Origin of the sequence: Pseudomonas sp. NPDC008258, assembly GCF_042956345.1 — a bacterium.
Classification (GTDB): Bacteria; Pseudomonadota; Gammaproteobacteria; order Pseudomonadales; family Pseudomonadaceae; genus Aquipseudomonas.
Genome location: NZ_JBIBGE010000002.1, coordinates 70,804 through 88,990, shown reverse-complemented (window position 1 = coordinate 88,990; position 18,187 = coordinate 70,804). Strand labels below are relative to the sequence as shown.

General features: G+C 64.6%; 15 protein-coding genes. 7 read left to right on the top strand and 8 right to left on the bottom strand.

Annotation, left to right across the window (positions count from 1 at the left end; genetic code table 11):
- Positions 1-81: 81 nt before the first annotated feature.
- Both ACFY9W_RS01920 and ACFY9W_RS01915 read right to left on the bottom strand, forming a co-directional pair.
- A complete protein-coding gene (locus tag ACFY9W_RS01920; protein ID WP_003252644.1) occupies positions 82-378 on the bottom strand; it encodes a BolA family transcriptional regulator in 297 nt (98 codons plus the stop codon).
- 10 nt (positions 379-388) lie between these two features.
- On the bottom strand, positions 389-913 hold the full coding sequence (locus ACFY9W_RS01915) for a DUF2059 domain-containing protein (protein ID WP_003252642.1): 525 nt from the start codon (positions 911-913) through the stop codon (positions 389-391).
- Positions 914-1,067: 154 nt separating this feature from the next.
- On the opposite strand from ACFY9W_RS01915, the gene ACFY9W_RS01910 reads away from it, so the two are divergent.
- A complete protein-coding gene (locus tag ACFY9W_RS01910) occupies positions 1,068-2,462 on the top strand; it encodes a class II fumarate hydratase (RefSeq protein ID WP_391124990.1) in 1,395 nt (464 codons plus the stop codon).
- A gap of 123 nt (positions 2,463-2,585) precedes the next feature.
- Here the strand turns inward: ACFY9W_RS01910 and ACFY9W_RS01905 are convergent, their stop codons facing one another.
- Complete coding sequence (locus ACFY9W_RS01905; protein ID WP_391124987.1) at positions 2,586-3,548, bottom strand: EamA family transporter; 963 nt, start codon at positions 3,546-3,548, stop codon at positions 2,586-2,588.
- A 253-nt stretch (positions 3,549-3,801) separates the two neighbouring features.
- Positions 3,802-5,295 carry a polyphosphate:AMP phosphotransferase gene (gene pap, locus ACFY9W_RS01900; protein WP_391124985.1) on the bottom strand — a complete coding sequence of 498 codons (1,494 nt, stop codon included), beginning with the start codon at positions 5,293-5,295 and terminating at the stop codon, positions 3,802-3,804.
- A 113-nt stretch (positions 5,296-5,408) separates the two neighbouring features.
- Here pap and mnmC point away from each other — a divergent pair, with 113 nt between their 5' ends.
- The 5 genes from mnmC to ACFY9W_RS01875 all read left to right on the top strand — a co-directional run bounded on the left by mnmC (position 5,409) and on the right by ACFY9W_RS01875 (position 12,857).
- Positions 5,409-7,373 carry a bifunctional tRNA (5-methylaminomethyl-2-thiouridine)(34)-methyltransferase MnmD/FAD-dependent 5-carboxymethylaminomethyl-2-thiouridine(34) oxidoreductase MnmC gene (mnmC, locus tag ACFY9W_RS01895; protein ID WP_391124982.1) on the top strand — a complete coding sequence of 655 codons (1,965 nt, stop codon included), beginning with the start codon at positions 5,409-5,411 and terminating at the stop codon, positions 7,371-7,373.
- 227 nt (positions 7,374-7,600) lie between these two features.
- Positions 7,601-9,388 (top strand): N-acetylglutaminylglutamine amidotransferase, encoded by a 1,788-nt coding sequence (locus ACFY9W_RS01890; RefSeq protein ID WP_391124979.1) that lies wholly within the window; start codon positions 7,601-7,603, stop codon positions 9,386-9,388.
- Between the two features lie 3 nt (positions 9,389-9,391).
- On the top strand, positions 9,392-11,137 hold the full coding sequence (gene ngg, locus ACFY9W_RS01885) for an N-acetylglutaminylglutamine synthetase (protein ID WP_391124977.1): 1,746 nt from the start codon (positions 9,392-9,394) through the stop codon (positions 11,135-11,137).
- Between the two features lie 125 nt (positions 11,138-11,262).
- Complete coding sequence (locus tag ACFY9W_RS01880; RefSeq protein WP_391124974.1) at positions 11,263-12,447, top strand: osmoprotectant NAGGN system M42 family peptidase; 1,185 nt, start codon at positions 11,263-11,265, stop codon at positions 12,445-12,447.
- 182 nt (positions 12,448-12,629) lie between these two features.
- Positions 12,630-12,857, top strand: coding sequence for a YheU family protein (locus tag ACFY9W_RS01875; protein WP_051099660.1), 228 nt, complete (start codon positions 12,630-12,632; stop codon positions 12,855-12,857).
- 113 nt (positions 12,858-12,970) lie between these two features.
- Here the strand turns inward: ACFY9W_RS01875 and ACFY9W_RS01870 are convergent, their stop codons facing one another.
- Together ACFY9W_RS01870 and ACFY9W_RS01865 are read right to left on the bottom strand one after the other, a co-directional pair.
- Positions 12,971-13,159, bottom strand: coding sequence for a carbon storage regulator (locus ACFY9W_RS01870; RefSeq protein ID WP_391124971.1), 189 nt, complete (start codon positions 13,157-13,159; stop codon positions 12,971-12,973).
- Positions 13,160-13,279: 120 nt separating this feature from the next.
- A complete protein-coding gene (locus ACFY9W_RS01865; RefSeq protein WP_391124968.1) occupies positions 13,280-14,089 on the bottom strand; it encodes an SDR family oxidoreductase in 810 nt (269 codons plus the stop codon).
- 221 nt (positions 14,090-14,310) lie between these two features.
- Here ACFY9W_RS01865 and ACFY9W_RS01860 point away from each other — a divergent pair, with 221 nt between their 5' ends.
- Positions 14,311-14,463 (top strand): DUF3309 family protein, encoded by a 153-nt coding sequence (locus tag ACFY9W_RS01860; protein ID WP_012271016.1) that lies wholly within the window; start codon positions 14,311-14,313, stop codon positions 14,461-14,463.
- Here the strand turns inward: ACFY9W_RS01860 and ACFY9W_RS01855 are convergent.
- Positions 14,391-17,540 (bottom strand): transporter substrate-binding domain-containing protein, encoded by a 3,150-nt coding sequence (locus tag ACFY9W_RS01855; RefSeq protein WP_391124965.1) that lies wholly within the window; start codon positions 17,538-17,540, stop codon positions 14,391-14,393. The two genes, ACFY9W_RS01860 and ACFY9W_RS01855, sit on opposite strands and share 73 nt — an antisense overlap.
- A gap of 9 nt (positions 17,541-17,549) precedes the next feature.
- Positions 17,550-18,176, bottom strand: a complete 627-nt coding sequence (locus ACFY9W_RS01850; RefSeq protein WP_391124962.1) for a response regulator — start codon at positions 18,174-18,176, stop codon at positions 17,550-17,552.
- Positions 18,177-18,187: the final 11 nt, after the last annotated feature.

Genomic DNA, 18,187 nt, shown 5'->3' with positions numbered 1-18,187 from the left:
TGGGAGCTGGCTTGCCTGCGATGGGCCGCGCAGCGGCCCCCTTTGGGATGTTGCAGATTCTACCAGAACAACAGAAAGGTTTCAGTGCCCGCCGCCCGCGCACACCGGCGAGGCCGGTGCAACACCGACCTTGGCCCACTCCTCGGCGGTGTAGGTGTGGATGGCCAGGGCGTGAATTTCGCCCATCAGCTCACCCATGGTGGCGTACACCTTCTGGTGGCGCTTGACGCTGTTCAACCCGGCAAACTGCTCGCTGACGATCACTGCCTTGTAGTGGGTCTCCTGACCACGACTGTGCATGTGGCTTTCGTTGAGCACTTGCAGGTGTTGCGGCGCCAGAGCGGCCAGCTGTTGTTCAATGCGCTGTTGCATGGTCATCGCGGGGTGCTCACTTCTTGGCTGGGGCAGCGGCCTTGCCAGCGTTCGGGTCCAGCTCCTTGGTCATGTCTTCCAGCAGCTTGTTCACCACCGGCACTGCTGGCTCCAGGCTCTGCTGGGTCAGCTGGGCCGACTGCTGGGTGACCTTGGGCATTTCACGCAGTACTTTCTTGCCCAGCGGCGACTCGTAGAACTTGACCAGGTCTTTCAGTTCCTGCTCGGTGAAGGTCTGGGTGTAGAGGTCGACCATCTTCGGCTTCAGCTTGTTCCAGCCGATGGCGTTGTCCAGCGCGGCGTTGGCCTTGGCCTGGTAGCTTTCCAGCACTGGCTGCTTGGCGGCCGGAGCCTTGGTCTGGGCGAAGCGCTGGGCGAACATCTGCTGCACTTGCATGTACACCGGGGTGCCCAGCTTGTCGGCGTTGGCCAGGGTCAGGAATTTCTCGGCAGCAGCGTTATGGCTGGCGGTGGCAGCGAGTACCTGGCCGCTGGCGCAAACCAGGGCAACGGCGGCACAAAGGACACGGAGACGGGTCATTGCATTTCCTTCAAGGAGAGGGAGGCGGGTACCTCAGAGTAGAGCATTCTGCGCCGTGGTGGCGATGTGCTCAAGTGGCACGACGAGCGACTGAACCGCTCGGTCGATTCAGGGCCTAAACTGCGAATTCGAACTACACAGGAGTGAGTACAGAATGAGCCGTATCGAGACAGACAGCCTGGGCCCGGTGGAAGTTCCGGAGAACGCCTACTGGGGTGCGCAGACCCAGCGTTCGCTGATCAACTTCGCCATTGGCAAGGAGCGCATGCCCCTCGCGGTACTGCACGCCCTGGCGCTGATCAAGAAGGCCGCGGCACGCGTCAACGACCGCAACGGCGACCTGCCGGCCGACATCGCCCGGCTGATCGAACAAGCGGCCGACGAAGTGCTGGCGGGCCAGCATGACGACCAGTTTCCGTTGGTCGTCTGGCAAACCGGCAGCGGCACCCAGAGCAACATGAACGTCAACGAAGTGATTGCCGGGCGCGCCAACGAACTGGCCGGCAAGGGCCGCGGCGGCAAGGCACCGGTGCACCCCAACGACCACGTCAACCGCTCGCAGAGCTCCAACGACTGCTTCCCCACGGCCATGCACATTGCAGCGGCCCAGGCCGTGCATGAAAAACTGCTGCCGGCGATTGCCGAGCTGTCGTCGGGGCTGGCCGAGTTGTCGGCGCGCCACCAGAAGCTGGTTAAGACCGGCCGTACGCACATGATGGACGCCACGCCGATCACCTTCGGCCAGGAGGTTTCAGCCTTCGTCGCCCAACTCGATTATGCCCAGCGTGCCATCCGCGCTACCTTGCCGGCGGTATGCGAGCTGGCCCAGGGCGGCACTGCCGTGGGTACCGGCCTTAATGCCCCGCATGGCTTTGCCGAGGCCATCGCTGCGGAACTTGCGGCGGAATCCGGCCTGCCGTTCGTCACCGCGCCGAACAAGTTTGCCGCCCTCGCCGGCCACGAACCGCTGACCAGCCTGGCGGGCGCCCTGAAGACCCTGGCCGTGGCCCTGATGAAAATCGCCAATGACCTGCGCCTGCTCGGCTCCGGCCCACGCGCCGGGCTGGCCGAAGTGCGCCTGCCGGCCAACGAGCCGGGCAGCTCGATCATGCCGGGCAAGGTCAACCCTACCCAGTGCGAGGCGCTGTCGATGCTGGCCTGCCAGGTGCTGGGCAACGACGCGGCCATCGGCTTCGCCGCCAGCCAGGGTCATTTGCAGCTCAATGTGTTCAAGCCGGTGATCATCCATAACCTGTTGCAGTCGATCGAACTGCTGGCCGATGGCTGCAGCAACTTCCAGCTGCACTGCGTGGCGGGCATCGAGCCGGATGCCGGGCAGATGGCTGCGCACCTGGAGCGCGGGTTGATGCTGGTGACGGCGCTTAACCCGCATATCGGGTATGACAAGGCGGCAGAGATTGCCAAGAAGGCGTACAGCGAGGGCAAGACCTTGCGCGAGGCTGCGCTGGAGTTGAAGTACCTGACCAATGAGCAGTTCGACCAGTGGGTAAGGCCAGAGAACATGCTGGCACCGGGTGGCAAAGGCTAAGTTCTTTAATGCCTGCGCCGGCCCTATCGCCGGCAAGCCAGCTCCCACAGGACTACCACAGGCCTGGGAGATATGGGATCCCTGTGGGAGCTGGCTTGCCGGCGATAGGGCCGGTGCAGTCGATCAATGAACCCGGGCCAACCGCGCCCTGCGGGCACGCCACCCGGCCACCAGCGATGGCCCCAGCGCCACCAGCGCCGAGCCGAACACCACCGTCACCGCCCCCACATAACCCAGGGCGTTAATGTCCTCAGCCTGCACATACTCCGGCCACACCAGCGCCGCCAGTGCCACCGCAACAAAGGTCACCAACGGCGTCAGTGCCAGCGTGGCACTCACCCGTGATGCCTCCCAATGCGCCAGCGCTTCGGCAAACGCGCCGTAGGCCACCAGGGTGTTAAGGCAGCAGGCCAGCAATAGCCAGCCCTGCACCGGGGTCAGCTGCAACGCCTCCAGCGGGTGCACCCAAGGCGTCAGCAGCGCAGCGCAACTGAGGTAGATCACCATCATCACCTGCTGGGAATGCCACACGGTCAGCAACTGCTTCTGGCTCAGGGCGTAGAACACCCAGATGCTGGTGGCCAGCAGAATGGTCAGCACGCCGGTGGTGTAGGTGCCTAGCGAAGTCAGCAGCTCTTCCAGGCGCTGGTTGAAGAACAGCCCGAAACCCGCCAGCAATATCAGCAGCCCAACGCCCTGCCCCACGCTGAAACGCTCATGGAACACGAATACGCTGGCCACCAGCAACAGCACCGGGCCGAGCTGCACCACCAACTGCGCAGTGCCGGGGCTTAACAGGTTGAGCCCGATCAGGTACAGCACGTAGTTGCCCATCAGGCCAAGTACGGCAATTGCCACCAGGCCCTTGCCCTTGGGCGCAAGCCTGGCGAATGAAGGAAGCCGCCGTTTGGCCGCAAGCCAGGCGAACAGCAAGCCACCGGAGACCAGCAGGCGGTACCAGGTAACGGTGATCGGGTCGACCACTTGCAGCACCTGCTTGAGCTTGATCGGCAGGATACCCCAAAGCAGCGCAGTCAGAAGTGCCAGGAACAGGCCGTAGCTCCAACGGCCGGAAGTGGTGTGCATAGTGTCCTCGATCAAGCCCGTGGTGGGGGTGATTGAATTCTACGGGCTTGGAGGGTGCCTACGGTGGAGAGTGCCGAGAAAAGAATTCATCAGGTCATTCTTTCGGGGCATGGTTTGGCAAATGAAGTGCCTGTTCCGGCGTCTTCGCGGGCTTGCCCGCTCCCACAGGGACCGCACAACGCTCAGCCCTGTGATGATCCTGTGGGAGCGGGCGTGCCCGCGAAGAGGCCAGAACAGGCGACATCACCTTCGGCTATTTCTTGTCCTTGGCAAACGCCGCCTCAAGCGCCTGGTTGATGGTGCGCAACACCTTCACCCGCGCCCAGCGCTTGTCGTTGGCCTCCACCAGCGTCCATGGCGCGATCTCGCTGCTGGTGCGGTCGACCATGTCGCCCACCGCCTGGGCATAGTCGTCCCACTTTTCGCGGTTGCGCCAGTCATCCTCGGTGATCTTGTAGCGCTTGAACGGGATCTGCTGGCGCTCTTCGAAGCGCTCCAGCTGGGTCTGCTGGTCAATGGACAGCCAGAACTTGACCACCACCACGCCGGCATTCACCAATTGCTCTTCAAAGTCATTGATCTCGCTGTAGGCGCGCATCCAGTCGGCCGGGGTGCAGAAGCCCTCAACCCGCTCCACCAGCACCCGGCCATACCAGGAGCGGTCGAAGATGGTGAACTTGCCACGCGCCGGAATATGCCGCCAGAACCGCCACAAGTACGGCTGTGCGCGCTCTTCTTCGGTGGGCGCGGCAATCGGCACGATGCGGTATTGGCGTGGGTCCAGTGCCGCCGCTACCCGGCGAATGGCGCCGCCCTTGCCAGCGGCATCGTTGCCTTCGAACACGGCCACCAGGGCATGCCGACGCATGTGCTTGTCACGCAGCAGGCCGGCCAGGCGGGCCTGTTCGGTGACCAGTTGCTCCTGATAGTCGGCCTTGTCCAGGCGCAGGGTCATGTCCAGGGCACCGAGCAGGCTGCGGTCATCGATGCTTCGGCCCAGCGGGGCAACGTTGCCCCGGTGCTTGCCCTTGGGGTTATTGGCTAGCGCAGCTTGCAGGCTTTCCAGCAGGATGCGCCCCACCGCCAGGCTGCGGTAGTTCGGGTCGACGCCTTCGACGATATGCCAAGGCGCATAGTCGCGGCTGGTACGGCGCAGCACACGCTCGCCAAAGCGCACGAAGCGGTCATACGTTTCCGACTGCTGCCAGTCCAGCGGGCTGATCTTCCAGCTGTGCAGCGGGTCGTCCTTGAGCGATTTCAGCCGTGCCTTCATCTGCTTCTTGGACAGGTGGAACCAGAACTTGATGATCAACGCGCCTTCATCGCACAGCATTTCCTCCAGCCGCTCGGCGCCGGTAATGGCCTGGTCGAGCACGGCATCCTTGAACACCCCGTGCACCCGCCCCTGCAACATCTGGCTGTACCAGTTGCCAAAGAACACGCCCATCCGCCCCTTCGGTGGCAGGGCCCGCCAATAGCGCCAGGCCGGCGGGCGGGCCAGCTCTTCGTCGGTTTGCTGGTCGAAGGTGAGCACATCGATCATGCGCGGGTCCATCCACTCGTTGAGCAGCTTGACCGTCTCGCCCTTGCCAGCGCCTTCAACGCCGTTGATCAGCACGATCACCGGGAAGCGCGCCTGCTGCTTGAGTTCGTACTGGGCTTCGAGCAGGGCCTCGCGCAAAGCGGGTACCTCGGCGTCGTAAGCCTCCTTGTCGATGCTGTGGCCGATTTCGGCGGATTCGAACATGCACTGGCTCCTTCAATGGATAAGCAAGACTAGCGGATTTGTGGGCGGCCTGTGCCTGCGCAAAATCATCAGATGGCATAAAATCCCGCGCATCTGCTGCAACCGAGCCAACCATGTCCACCCTCCTCCAGCACGCCCAGATCGACTGGGACGACCAAGGCCGCCCCCATTCGCGGCAATACGACGACGTCTATTTCGCGGTCAACGAAGGCATTGAAGAAACCAAACACGTGTTCCTTGGCCAGACCCGCCTGGCCGAGCGTTTTGCCAGCCTGGCCCCGCATACCTGCACGGTGATTGGCGAAACCGGTTTTGGCACTGGCATGAACTTTTTCTGTGCCTGGCAGCTGTTTGACGAACATGCCCACAGCGACGCACGCCTGCACTTTGTGAGTGTCGAGAAATACCCTCTCGGCCTCGACGACATGGTACGTGCGGTGCGCCTGTGGCCAGAGCTTGCAGCCTATACCGAGCCGCTGCTGGAACAGTACGTGGCGGTGCACCCTGGCTTTCAACAGTTCACGCTGGCCAATGGCCGGGTCACCCTCTCCCTGCTGATTGGCGATGTGCTGGAACAGCTGCCGCAGCTGGATGCGCAGATCGATGTATGGTTCCTCGATGGCTTCGCCCCGGCCAAGAACCCCGACATGTGGACCCCGGAGCTGTTCGCGCAACTGGCGCGGCTGTCGCACCCGGGTACCGTGCTGGGCACCTTCACCACCACGGGGTGGGTACGCCGCAGCCTGGTCGAAGCTGGCTTTGCCATGAAGAAGGTGCCGGGCATCGGCAAGAAGTGGGAGGTGATGAGCGGCGCTTACGTCGGCCCACAGCCCGGCCCCAGCGCGCCCTGGTATGCGCGCCCGCGTACCGCACCTGGCCCACGTGAGGCCCTGGTGGTCGGCGCCGGGCTCGCGGGCAGCACAACCGCAGCCAGCCTGGCCCGGCGTGGCTGGCAGGTGACCGTGCTGGAGCGCCACGATGGCCCGGCGCAGGAGGCCTCGGGCAACCCGCAAGGGGTGTTGTACCTCAAGCTGTCTGCCCATGGCACTGCGCTGTCGCAAATGATCCTGTCCGGTTTCGGCTACACCCGGCGCCAGCTCGAGCGCCTGCAACGTGGCCACGATTGGGATGCCTGCGGCGTGCTGCAACTTGCCTTCGACAGCAAGGAAGCCGAGCGCCAGGGCAAGCTGGCCGCTGCCTTCGACCACAACCTGCTGCAATCGCTGGAACGCGCTGAAGCCGAAGCCATCGCCGGGGTAGCCTTGCCGGCTGGCGGCTTGTACTACCCCGAAGGCGGCTGGGTGCATCCGCCAGCGCTATGCGGGCAGCAGTTGCAGCACCCCGGGATTCGCCTGCTGACGCACCAGGAAGTCATCGAGCTGCGCAAGGTGGATGACCACTGGCAAGCCTGGGCTGGCGAGCGCCTGCTGGCCAGCGCGCCGGTGGTGGTTCTGGCCGGTGCCGCCGAGGTGCGGCGCTTCGAGCCTTGCGCGCAGTTGCCGCTCAAGCGCATCCGTGGGCAGATCACCCGCCTGCCGGCCACCGCCAGCAGCCGGGCACTGCGCACCGTGGTGTGCGCGGAAGGTTATGTGGCGCCGCCGCGCGGGGGTGAGCACACCTTGGGCGCGAGCTTTGATTTCCACAGCGAAGACCTGGCGCCGACAGTGGCCGAGCATCAGGGCAACCTGGCGTTACTGGATGAGATCTCGACTGATCTGGCCCAGCGCCTTGGCGCGGCAGAGGTGGACCCTGAGCAATTGCAGGGGCGCGCGGCATTTCGTTGCACCAGCCCGGACTACTTGCCAATTGTCGGGCCGGTGGCCGATGGGCCGGCGTTTGCCGAGGCGTATGCGGTGCTGAGCCGGGATGCGCGGCAGGTGCCGGATGTAGCCTGCCCTTGGCTGGAGGGCTTGTATGTGAACAGCGGGCATGGGTCGCGCGGGTTGATCACGGCGCCGCTGAGCGGCGAGCTGGTGGCGGCTTGGGTGTGTGGGGAGCCGTTGCCGTTGCCGCGGGTGGTAGCGGAGGCTTGTCACCCGAACCGGTTTGCCCTGCGCAGGTTGATCCGGGGCAAATAAGGGATGGGGCCGCTATGCGGCCCTTCGCGGGCACGCCCGCTCCCACAAGGATCGCGCAATGTCAGGGGCTGGCGAAAAACCTGTGGGAGCGGGCGTGCCCGCGAAGGGCTGCACAGCAGCCCCATATAACAGATTGTTCTAAAACTCTCACAAAGCACATAGGTCAGTTCCTTAAGGTGCCCTAATCCGGGGCATCACCTCCCCAACGGAAAAACCGGTAAGGACTTATGTGCGGATTAGCAGGAGAGTTGCGTTTCACCCCCATCGACCAAGCCCCTCGCCCAGCCGACCTGGCTGCGGTAGAGCGCATCACCCACCACCTGGCCCCGCGTGGCCCGGATGCCTGGGGCTTCCATAGCCAGGGCCCGATTGCCCTGGGCCACCGGCGCCTGAAAATCATGGACCTGTCCGACGGCTCGGCGCAGCCGATGGTCGACAACACCCTGGGCCTTTCGCTGGCCTTCAACGGCGCCATCTACAACTTCCCCGAACTGCGTCAGGAGTTGCAGGACCTGGGCTACACCTTCTGGTCCGATGGCGACACCGAGGTGTTATTGAAGGGCTATCACGCCTGGGGCGCTGCCTTGCTGCCCAAGCTCAACGGCATGTTCGCCCTGGCCATCTGGGAGCGCGACAACCAGCGCCTGTTCCTGGCCCGCGACCGCCTGGGCGTCAAACCCCTGTACCTGTCACGCAACGGCGAACGCCTGCGCTTTGCCTCGACCCTGCCGGCCTTGCTCAAGGGTGGCGACATCGACCCCATGCTCGACCCGGTCGCGCTCAACCACTACCTGAACTTCCACGCCGTGGTACCGGCGCCGCGCACCTTGCTGGCCAATGTGCAGAAGCTGGAGCCCGGCACCTGGATGCGCATCGACCGCCATGGTGAAGTGGAACGCCAGACCTGGTGGCAGCTGAAATACGGCGCCAACCCGGACGAGCGAGAGCTGGACCTGGAAGGCTGGACCACCCGCGTGCTCGACGCCACCCGCGACGCCGTGGCCATCCGCCAACGTGCCGCCGTCGACGTCGGTGTGCTGCTGTCCGGCGGGGTTGATTCCAGCCTGCTGGTCGGCCTGCTGCGCGAAGTGGGCGTGGACGACCTGTCGACCTTCTCCATCGGCTTTGAAGATGCCGGCGGCGAGCGTGGCGACGAGTTCCAGTATTCCGACCTGATCGCCAAACACTACGGCACCCGCCACCACCAGTTGCGCATTGCCGAACACGAGATCATCGACCAGCTGCCGGCCGCCTTCCGCGCCATGAGCGAGCCAATGGTCAGCCACGACTGCATCGCCTTCTACCTGCTGTCACGGGAAGTGGCCAAGCACTGCAAAGGCGTGCAAAGCGGCCAGGGCGCCGATGAGCTGTTCGCCGGCTACCACTGGTACCCGCAGGTGGACGGCGCCGAAGATGCCTTTGCGGCCTACCGCGATGCGTTCTTCGACCGCAGCCACGCCGAGTACCGCGACACCGTGCAGGCGCCCTGGCTTCTGGAAACCGACGCAGCTGGCGATTTCGTACGCGAGCACTTCGCCCGCCCCGGTGCCCGCGACGCCGTGGACAAGGCCCTGCGCCTGGACAGCACGGTGATGCTGGTGGACGACCCGGTCAAACGCGTGGACAACATGACCATGGCCTGGGGCCTGGAAGCGCGCACGCCGTTCCTCGACTACCGCCTGGTGGAGCTGTCGGCGCGCATCCCGGCGCGCTTCAAGTTGCCCGACGGCGGCAAGCAGGTGCTCAAGCAGGCGGCGCGGCGGGTGATTCCGCATGAGGTGATCGACCGCAAGAAGGGTTACTTCCCGGTACCGGGCCTGAAGCACCTGGAGGGCGCCACCCTGGGTTGGGTGCGCGAACTGCTGACCGACCCCAGCCAGGACCGGGGCCTGTTCAACCCGGCCATGCTCGACCGTTTGCTGAGCAACCCACACGGCCAGCTTACGCCGCTACGCGGCTCCAAGCTGTGGCAGCTGGCAGCGCTGAACCTGTGGCTGAGTGAACAAGGAATCTGACCGATGAAAGCCCACGAAATCGCATACGGTCAGCGCCTGTTGCGCGGCCAGGCGCCGTCCTACGAACGCCTGCAAGCGCGCCTGGCCGGCGATGGCAGCCAGCCCCACGACCAGCCGCGTGCCGTGCACTGCGGTTGGGGCCGGCTGCTGATCGGCCACACCTACCCCAACCCGGCCAGCCTGGCCGAAGAACTGCTGGACGAATGCCCCGGCGAGCGCGACATCGCCTTGTATGTGGCCGCGCCCCAGCAGCTGCTGGCCCAGGCCCCGCAGCAACTGTTCCTGGACCCGTCCGACACCCTGCGCCTGTGGTTCACCGACTACCGGCCAGCACAGCGGGTGTTCCGCGGCTTTCGCGTGCGCCGGGCACAAAACGCGGCCGACTGGCAGGCCATCAACACCCTGTACCAGGCGCGCGGCATGCTGCCGGTCGACGCCGAACGGATCACACCGCGGCATCTGGGTGGCCCGGTGTACTGGCTGGCCGAAGATGAAGACAGCGGCGCGGTGATCGGCAGCGTCATGGGCCTGAACCACGCAAAAGCCTTTGACGACCCGGAGCATGGCAGCAGCCTGTGGTGCCTGGCGGTGGACCCACACTGCACCCGCCCCGGCGTCGGCGAAGTGCTGGTGCGCCACCTGATCGAACATTTCATGAGCCGTGGCCTGGCCTACCTGGACCTGTCGGTGCTGCACGACAACCGCCAGGCCAAGCGCCTTTACCAGAAACTGGGTTTTCGCAACCTGCCCACCTTTGCGGTCAAGCGCAAGAACGGCATCAACCAGCAGCTGTTCCTTGGCCCGGGCCCTGAGGCAGCGCTGAACCCCTACGCCCGCATCATCGTTGACGAGGCCTTGCGCCGCGGCATCGACGTGCAGGTAGATGACGCCGCGGGCGGCCTGTTTACCCTGAGCCTGGGCGGGCGCCGCATTCGCTGCCGCGAGTCGCTCAGTGACCTCACCAGCGCCGTGACCATGACCCTCTGCCAGGACAAGCGCCTCACCCGACACGCCCTGCACACTGCCGGGCTGCAGGTACCCGCGCAGCAGCTGGCGGGCAACGCCGACGACAACCTTTCCTTTCTTGACGAGCATGGCGCGGTGGTGGTCAAACCGGTGGACGGCGAACAAGGCCAAGGCGTGGCGGTGAACCTGACCTGCATCGACGACATCACCCGCGCCGTGGCACACGCCCGCCAGTTCGACAGCCGCGTGTTGCTGGAGAGTTTCCATGCGGGGTTCGACTTGCGCATTGTGGTGATCGGGTTCGACGTGGTGGCCGCCGCCATCCGCCACCCGGCACAGGTGCTGGGCGACGGCAAACACAGCATCCGCCAGTTGATCGAAGCCCAGAGCCGCCGACGCCAGGCGGCAACCGGGGGTGAAAGCCGCATTCCGCTGGACGACGAAACCGAACGCACCCTGCGCGCGGCAGGCTTTGCCTATGACGATGTATTACCTGCCGGCCAACGCCTGGCCGTGCGGCGCACCGCCAACCTGCACACCGGTGGCACCCTGGAAGACGTAACCGAACGCCTGCACCCGGTGCTGGCCGACGCGGCCGTGCGCGCAGCGCGGGCGCTGGAGATACCGGTGGTAGGGCTGGACTTCATGGTGCGCGATGCCGGGCAACCGGAGTACGTGATCATCGAAGCCAACGAACGTGCCGGGTTGGCCAACCATGAACCGCAGCCTACGGCCGAACGGTTTATCGACCTGCTGTTTCCGCATAGCCGGCCTTTGGCGTAATAGCTGATGGCCTCTTCGCGGGCGCGCCCGCTCCCACAGGTCCGCCACAGGGCGTGGGACTTGTGCATTACCTGTGGGAGCGGGCATGCCCGCGAAGAAACCAACACAACTTTCAAGGAGTACTCATGTCCGAACGACTCCCGGAACCCGATCTCGACTACCTCAAACGCGTGCTGCTGGAGATGCTCGCCATCCCCAGCCCCACCGGTTTCACCGACACCATCGTGCGCTACGTGGCCGAACGCCTGGACGAGCTGGGCATCCCCTTCGAGCTGACTCGCCGCGGCACCATCCGCGCTACCCTCAAGGGACGGCAAACCTCCCCCGACCGCGCCGTCTCGGCCCACCTCGACACCATCGGCGCCAGCGTGCGCCAGTTGCAGGACAACGGCCGCCTGGGCCTGGCGCCAGTCGGTTGCTGGTCCAGCCGCTTTGCCGAGGGCAGCCGGGTAAGCGTGTTCACCGACACCGGTGTGGTGCGTGGCAGCGTGCTGCCGCTGATGGCCAGCGGGCATGCCTTCAACACCGCCATCGACCAGATGCCGGTCAGCTGGGATCACGTTGAACTGCGCCTCGACGCCTACTGCGCCACCCGCGCCGACTGCGAAGCGCTGGGCGTGAGCATTGGTGACTTCGTTGCCTTCGACCCGCTGCCCGAGTTCACCGAAAGTGGCCACATCAGCGCCCGTCACCTGGATGACAAGGCCGGCGTGGCGGCACTGCTCGCCGCTTTGAAGGCCGTGGTAGAGAGTGGCCACCAGCCATTGATCGACTGCCACCCACTGTTCACCATCACCGAAGAGACCGGCTCGGGCGCAGCCGGCGCCCTGCCTTGGGACGTCAGCGAATTCGTTGGCATCGACATCGCCCCGGTAGCACCCGGGCAAGCCTCCAGCGAGCATGCGGTGAGCGTGGCCATGCAGGACTCGTCGGGGCCTTACGACTACCACCTGTCCCGGCACCTGCTCAAGCTTGCCGGCGACCACGACCTGCCGGTGCGACGCGACTTGTTCCGCTACTACTTCAGCGATGCCCACTCGGCGGTGACAGCGGGGCATGATATACGTACTGCCCTGGTGGCATTTGGTTGCGATGCCACCCATGGCTACGAACGCACGCACATCGACAGCCTCGCGGCATTGAGCCGGTTGCTGTCGGCGTACCTGCTGAGCCCACCGGTGTTCGCCAGCGACTCGCAGCCGGCCAATGCTTCGCTTGAAAGGTTCAGCCACCAGCTGGAGCACGATGCCCAGATGGAAAGCGACACGCGGGTGCCGGCGGTGGACAGCCTGGTTGGCAATAAGGTTTGAGGGCCCTGGGGGCTGCTTTGCAGCCCATCGCAGGCAAGCCAGCTCCCACAGGGGCACCACAAGCCTGATCCTTGCGCGGTCCCTGTGGGAGCTGGCTTGCCTGCGATGGGCCGCAGAGCGGCCCCAAAAACCCGAAGGTTTCGCGTAGCATGCCTGCACCAATACCCTAGACAACGCCCACCATGCTGATCCCCTACGACCAACTGCAAGCCGAAACCCTGACCCGCCTGATCGAAGACTTCGTCACCCGTGACGGCACCGATAACGGCGACGATACCCCGCTGGAAACCCGCGTGCTGCGGGTGCGCCAGGCGTTGGCCAAAGGGCAGGCGTTCATCCTGTTCGACCCGGAGAGCCAGCAGTGCCAGTTGCTGGCCAGGCATGATGTGCCCCGCGAGTTGCTCGATTAGCAGGCCCGGCCCCTTCGCGGGCAAGCCCGCTCCCACAGGTGCTCCACACGTTCCGGCTTTGTGGTAACCCTGTGGGAGCGGGCGTGCCCGCGAAGAGGCCGGCACAGGCTCCATCAAGCCCTGCGGGTCTTGCCCTGCCCTCCCTGCTTGATGCGCTTGTACACTTCGGCCCGGTGCACCGGCACCGCCCTCGGCGCCTCTACCCCGAAGCGCACCACCCCGTCTCGCGTCTCTACCACCATGATGCGGATGTCATCGCCAATCACGATGATCTCGCCCACTTCGCGCCCGATTACCAGCATGTTCCGCTCCTTCAGCGACAGGTAAAAACGGAGCGTGCCTCGTGGACATAAACCTACTCAATACTTCCACGGCAAATCAGAAGCGCCCTACATTTGCCGGTAACTTCTCCTACAGATCTTTCACCGAGAATGCGCCTTGGCACGCATTTTTACCGCCATGCCGGCCATTTCGTCATACAGTCGCTCGGGGGCTTCGCGCTTCAGTGCCCAGGCTTGTCGACCTGCCTCGTGGGGCAGGATCAGGAACTCGCCGGCTGCCACTTGCTGATGGATATACTCGGCAATCTCTGCCGCGTTGATCGGCGAACCCTCCAGCAACTTGCCCACCTGGGCCTTCATCGCCGGGTTGGGCCCGCGGAACGAATCCAGCAGGTTGGTCTGGAAGAACGACGGGCACACCACGTGCACCGCCACCTCCAGCTGGCGCAGCTCCACCAGCAGGCTTTCCGACAGCGCCAGCACGCCGGCCTTGGCCACGTTGTAATTGCTCATGCCTGGGCCCTGCATCAGCGCGGCCATCGAGGCGATGTTGATGATGCGCCCCTTGCTGCGCTCCAGCAGCGGCAAGAAGGCCTTGCAGCCTTTGACCACGCCCATCAGGTTGACCGCGATCTGCCAGTCCCAGTCCTCCAGCGACAGCTCGGCGAAGAACCCACCCGAGGCCACGCCCGCGTTGTTGACGACCACATCGATGCCGCCAAACTGCTCGGTGCAGGCCTGGGCCAACGCGGTGAGCTGGCTGTAGTCACGCACGTCGCAGCGCTGGACGAAGCCTTCGCCACCGGCCGCCCGGGCCAGCTCCAGGGTTTCGAGCAGGCCGCTTTCATTGACATCGGCCAGCGCCAGGCGCCAGCCCTCACGCGCCCAGCGCAGGGCGATTTCGCGCCCGAGGCCGGACCCGGCGCCGGTGATCATGATGCGGTTTTGCATGGTGGCAGGCCTTGTTCAGGTGGGTAGTGAGGGGAGTCTAAACAAGGACCTGTGTATCGGCAGGGTTCATCAGGGTAGTGAATGGGCGGGCATGACCATGTAGTCAGTGCCGGCAGCTTCGCAGCACACAAAATGGAATCTTTCCCAAGCGGCAGCAGTCCGAAGTTACAAGAGGCCTGCAGTCCGAGGCCCTTGCCCCTCAACCACGCAAGGACTCCACCATGACCACGATCCTCATCATCATCCTGATCCTGCTGCTGATCGGTGGCTTACCGGTCTTCCCACACTCGCGCAGCTGGGGCTACGGCCCGTCCGGTATTGTCGGCGTGGTGCTGGTCATCCTGCTCGTGCTGCTGCTATTAGGCATGATATGAGCCACCCCGCCTGGCGGCGGGGCTCCAGGCAAGTCCGCGTGCTGCGCGAGGTAGCTGGCCAGCCAGCGATCCAGGCGCAGCATCGCTTCCTTCAGCGCAAGGGCTGCCCGGCGCACCTGCAAAGGGTTAGGCGGGTAGTGCCCGCACTGCGCCTCAAGCTGTTCACACAGCGCTATCAAGGCGTGCCCCGGTACAATGCGCGCCGCACCTTTTACCCGGTGGGCCAGCTCGGCAAGCGCCGACGGCTGGTTTAACGACGCGGCGAGTGTTGCCAGGTCCTCCCTGTTGCTTTTGGCGAGGTCGGCCATCAGGGCCACCAATACTGCCTGGTCGCCACAGACCAGTTTGTGCAGATGTGCCAGATCGACAATTGGTGGCCCCTGACCGGTCGGCTGGCAGGCACGCAATGTCTGCTTGAGCGTATCCAGGTCCAGCGGCTTGAACAGGCAATGGTCCATACCCGCTGCTCTGGCGCGGCGGCGCTCCGCCTGCATGGCGCTGGCGGTGAGCCCCACCACCCGACAGCGTGGCAGGCCCCTGCGCCGCTCGTGTTCGCGAATTGCCCTGGCCAGCGCAAAACCGCCAAGCCTGGGCATGTTGCAATCGCTGATGACCACATCGAACGGGTGCCGTAACCACAGGCGCAGGGCCTGATCGCCATCCTCGGCAACCTGGACCTGATGGCCAAGAAACTCCAGCTGGTGCGCCAGCAACAAGCGGTTGGCCGGGTAGTCATCGACGACCAGCACGCGCAGGCCAGCCAGCCTGGCTGGATCACCCTGTGGCAGCACCGGGGCAGCCAGTACCGGCGCAGCTGCCAGCATCAGGTCAAGGCGGATTTCAATCCGCGTGCCTTGGCCCAGCACGCTGTGCAAACGCAACTGCCCGCCGAGCATTTCACACAAACTGCGGCTGATGCCAAGCCCTAGCCCGGTACTGCTACGCGGTGACTGGCGCTGGTTGCTGGCCTGGTGAAACGGTTGGCCAAGGCTTGCCAGCTCGCACTGGGCAATGCCGATGCCGGTGTCTGCAACTTCCAGCAACACGCTTGCGCGGCCGGCAGCAGCCTGCATGCTCAGGCTCACCAACACCTCGCCCTGGGCGGTAAACTTGATCGCGTTGTTGACCAGGTTGGCCAGCACCTGTTTGAAACGCACCGGGTCAAGCATGACCCAGTTGTTCACCGCGCCTTTGCACACCACGTTCAGGGCAAGCCCTTTGCCGTGCGCCTGCTGCTCGAACAACTGCACAACCCGCGCCACCTGCTCGCGCAGGCTCACAGGCACCAGTACCAGCTGCAACTGGCCGGTTTCGATGCGTGTGATATCGAGCACATCCCCTATCAGCTCTTGTAGCCCCATGGCGGCATCAGCCGCCACTTCAATGGCCAGGTGGTCCAGTTCGCCCTGCCCGGCTTTGCGTCGGGCAAGCTCCAGCATACCCAGCAGGGCATGCAGCGGTGTGCGGATTTCATGGCTCATGGCGGCAAGGAACTGCGTCTTGGCCTGGTTGGCCGCATCAGCGTCACGTTTTGCACGCCGCAGTTGTACCTGCATCCGGCGCAGGTAGCGGACCCACAGCAGGGCCAGCAGCAACAGGCTACACGTGGTGGCAAACCCCGCCAGCACGCGACCGCCATAGCGGTGCAAGAAACCATCGTCAACGATCGTCGGGTTACGCCAGCGTCGCACCATGGCCTCCATTTCCGCCGGTGGCAGTGCGAGCAAGGCCTTATCGACAATACCCAATAGCTGTTCGTCAGCGTGGCTGCCAGCAAAGGCGAAATGCACCGGTGGCAGCGCAAGGCTGGCAGTGATACGCAGCCTGCCAGGGGAGTGACGCGCAACCAGCGAGCGTGCCTGGTCCAGTGCCAGCACCTGCCTGTCGAACGGCTCCAGGCTGCCGGGCGCTCCCGCCTCGTTGCGCGTCACCAACACCTGCGCAGCGCTCAAGTAAGCGCGGCTGAACCGCAGTTGGCGGGCGTGTGCCGGGCTATATGCCAGGCCGGCAACCAGGTCGGCCTGGCCCCCGCGTACCTGCTCGATCATGCGCTGGACATCGCTGCCCGCCTGTACCTCGAAGCGCAAACCGGTGAGGCGGCTGATGCGGTCCAGCACGTCCAGGCTCAAACCGCGCAATTGGCCATGCCCATCGCGGTAGCTCAACGGAAGCTGCTGCTCACCGAGCAACACTTTGACTACGGGGTTTGTCGCCAGCCAGCGCTGCTGTGCTTCGGTGAGTTCAACCCGCCCGGGTTTGCCCGGGCTGGCAGGCTGGGGGCTCCAATACCCGCGAATGCGGGCATGCTGCTGTTCGTCAAGGCCTTGCAAAACGGCGTCGACCAACCGGGGGAGTGGGCCTTCGTTGTCGAGCATGGCAAAGCCCAAGGCCTGAGCTGGCAAATCTGGCCACTCGACGGCTTCGATGCCGGGCAACTGCCCGCGGGCCAAGAGGTAGCGAGTGCCCAGGCCACTGCCGAGGTACAGCTCGGCTTCCCCGAGCTGTAACGCCGCCAGGGCGCTGTAAGGTGTTGGGTGAAGCAGTATCCGTGCATTGGGGTGTTCGCGCTGCAGCAGTGGCAACGGTCGATAACCGTCGACCATCAGCAACCGGGTGCCTTCGCTGCCGCCACTGACACCGCGCTCGCTGGCCAACAGCAGTGGCTGGTCGATGATGTAGGGGGTAGACACATGCAGATCTGCCGCTTGCGCCTGTTCTGCGGATACCGAGCTGACCATGTCGACAGCACCCGCGCGCAAGGCAGCAAACGCTGCGCTGTACGTGTCGAATACTTTCAGGCGTACTTCCAGGCCAAGCTTCTCGCCCAGCAGACTGGCGTACTCGGCGCTGATGCCTTCGTAGGCATGACCGGTACCGAGCATGTCGAAGGGTGGATTGTCGCGGCCGATGACGCCCAGGTTCAGCTGGCGCTTCTCCCACAGCCAGCGCAAGTCTGCGGCGGCCAGCTGCGCAGGGGCACCCGCCTCCACGCCACGGGTGTACAGTTGCGGTGCGGCGAGGACGGGTAATGGGCTAAGGCAGTACAGCAGCCACAGCAGCAAGGTTCGGATTGGCACGGGCAGCGACTAGAGCAGCGCATTGCGACGGGCAAAGTCCGCCAGGTCGATCAGCGAGTTGACCCGCAGTTTTTCCATGAGCCGGGCCTTGTAGGTGCTGATGGTCTTGTTGCTTAGCAGCATGGCCTCGCCGATTGCTTTGTTGCTAAGCCCACGGGCCAGCTGTTGCAAGACCATCAGCTCGCGGTCGGTCAACGAGGCAATGCATTGCGCGTCCGTGTACTTGAGGTCCTGCTTGTGCACCGAGCTCAGCGCCACCTCGGGGAAATAGGTATAGCCCGACAAGGCTGCGCGCACCGCCTTGCCCAACTCGTCCAGCTCATCGGTCTTGGCCACGAAGCCCGCCGCGCCAGCCTGCATGCAACGCAGCGAATAGGCCTCGGGCAATTGCGACGTCAGCACCAGGACCTTGGGCGGCTGCGTCAAGGCCTTGATCCGGGCGATCACCTCAAGGCCATCCAGCCCAGGCATGGCGATGTCGAGGATCACCAGGTCCGGGCCCAGCTCACGCACCAGGCGCACCGCATCGATGCCATTGTCGGTCTGGCCGACGACATCGAGCCGCTCCTTGCGCAGCAGCATGCACACGGTGGCGCGGATGAACGGGTGGTCGTCTACCACCAGGACCTTGTGCATGGCTTGCTCCT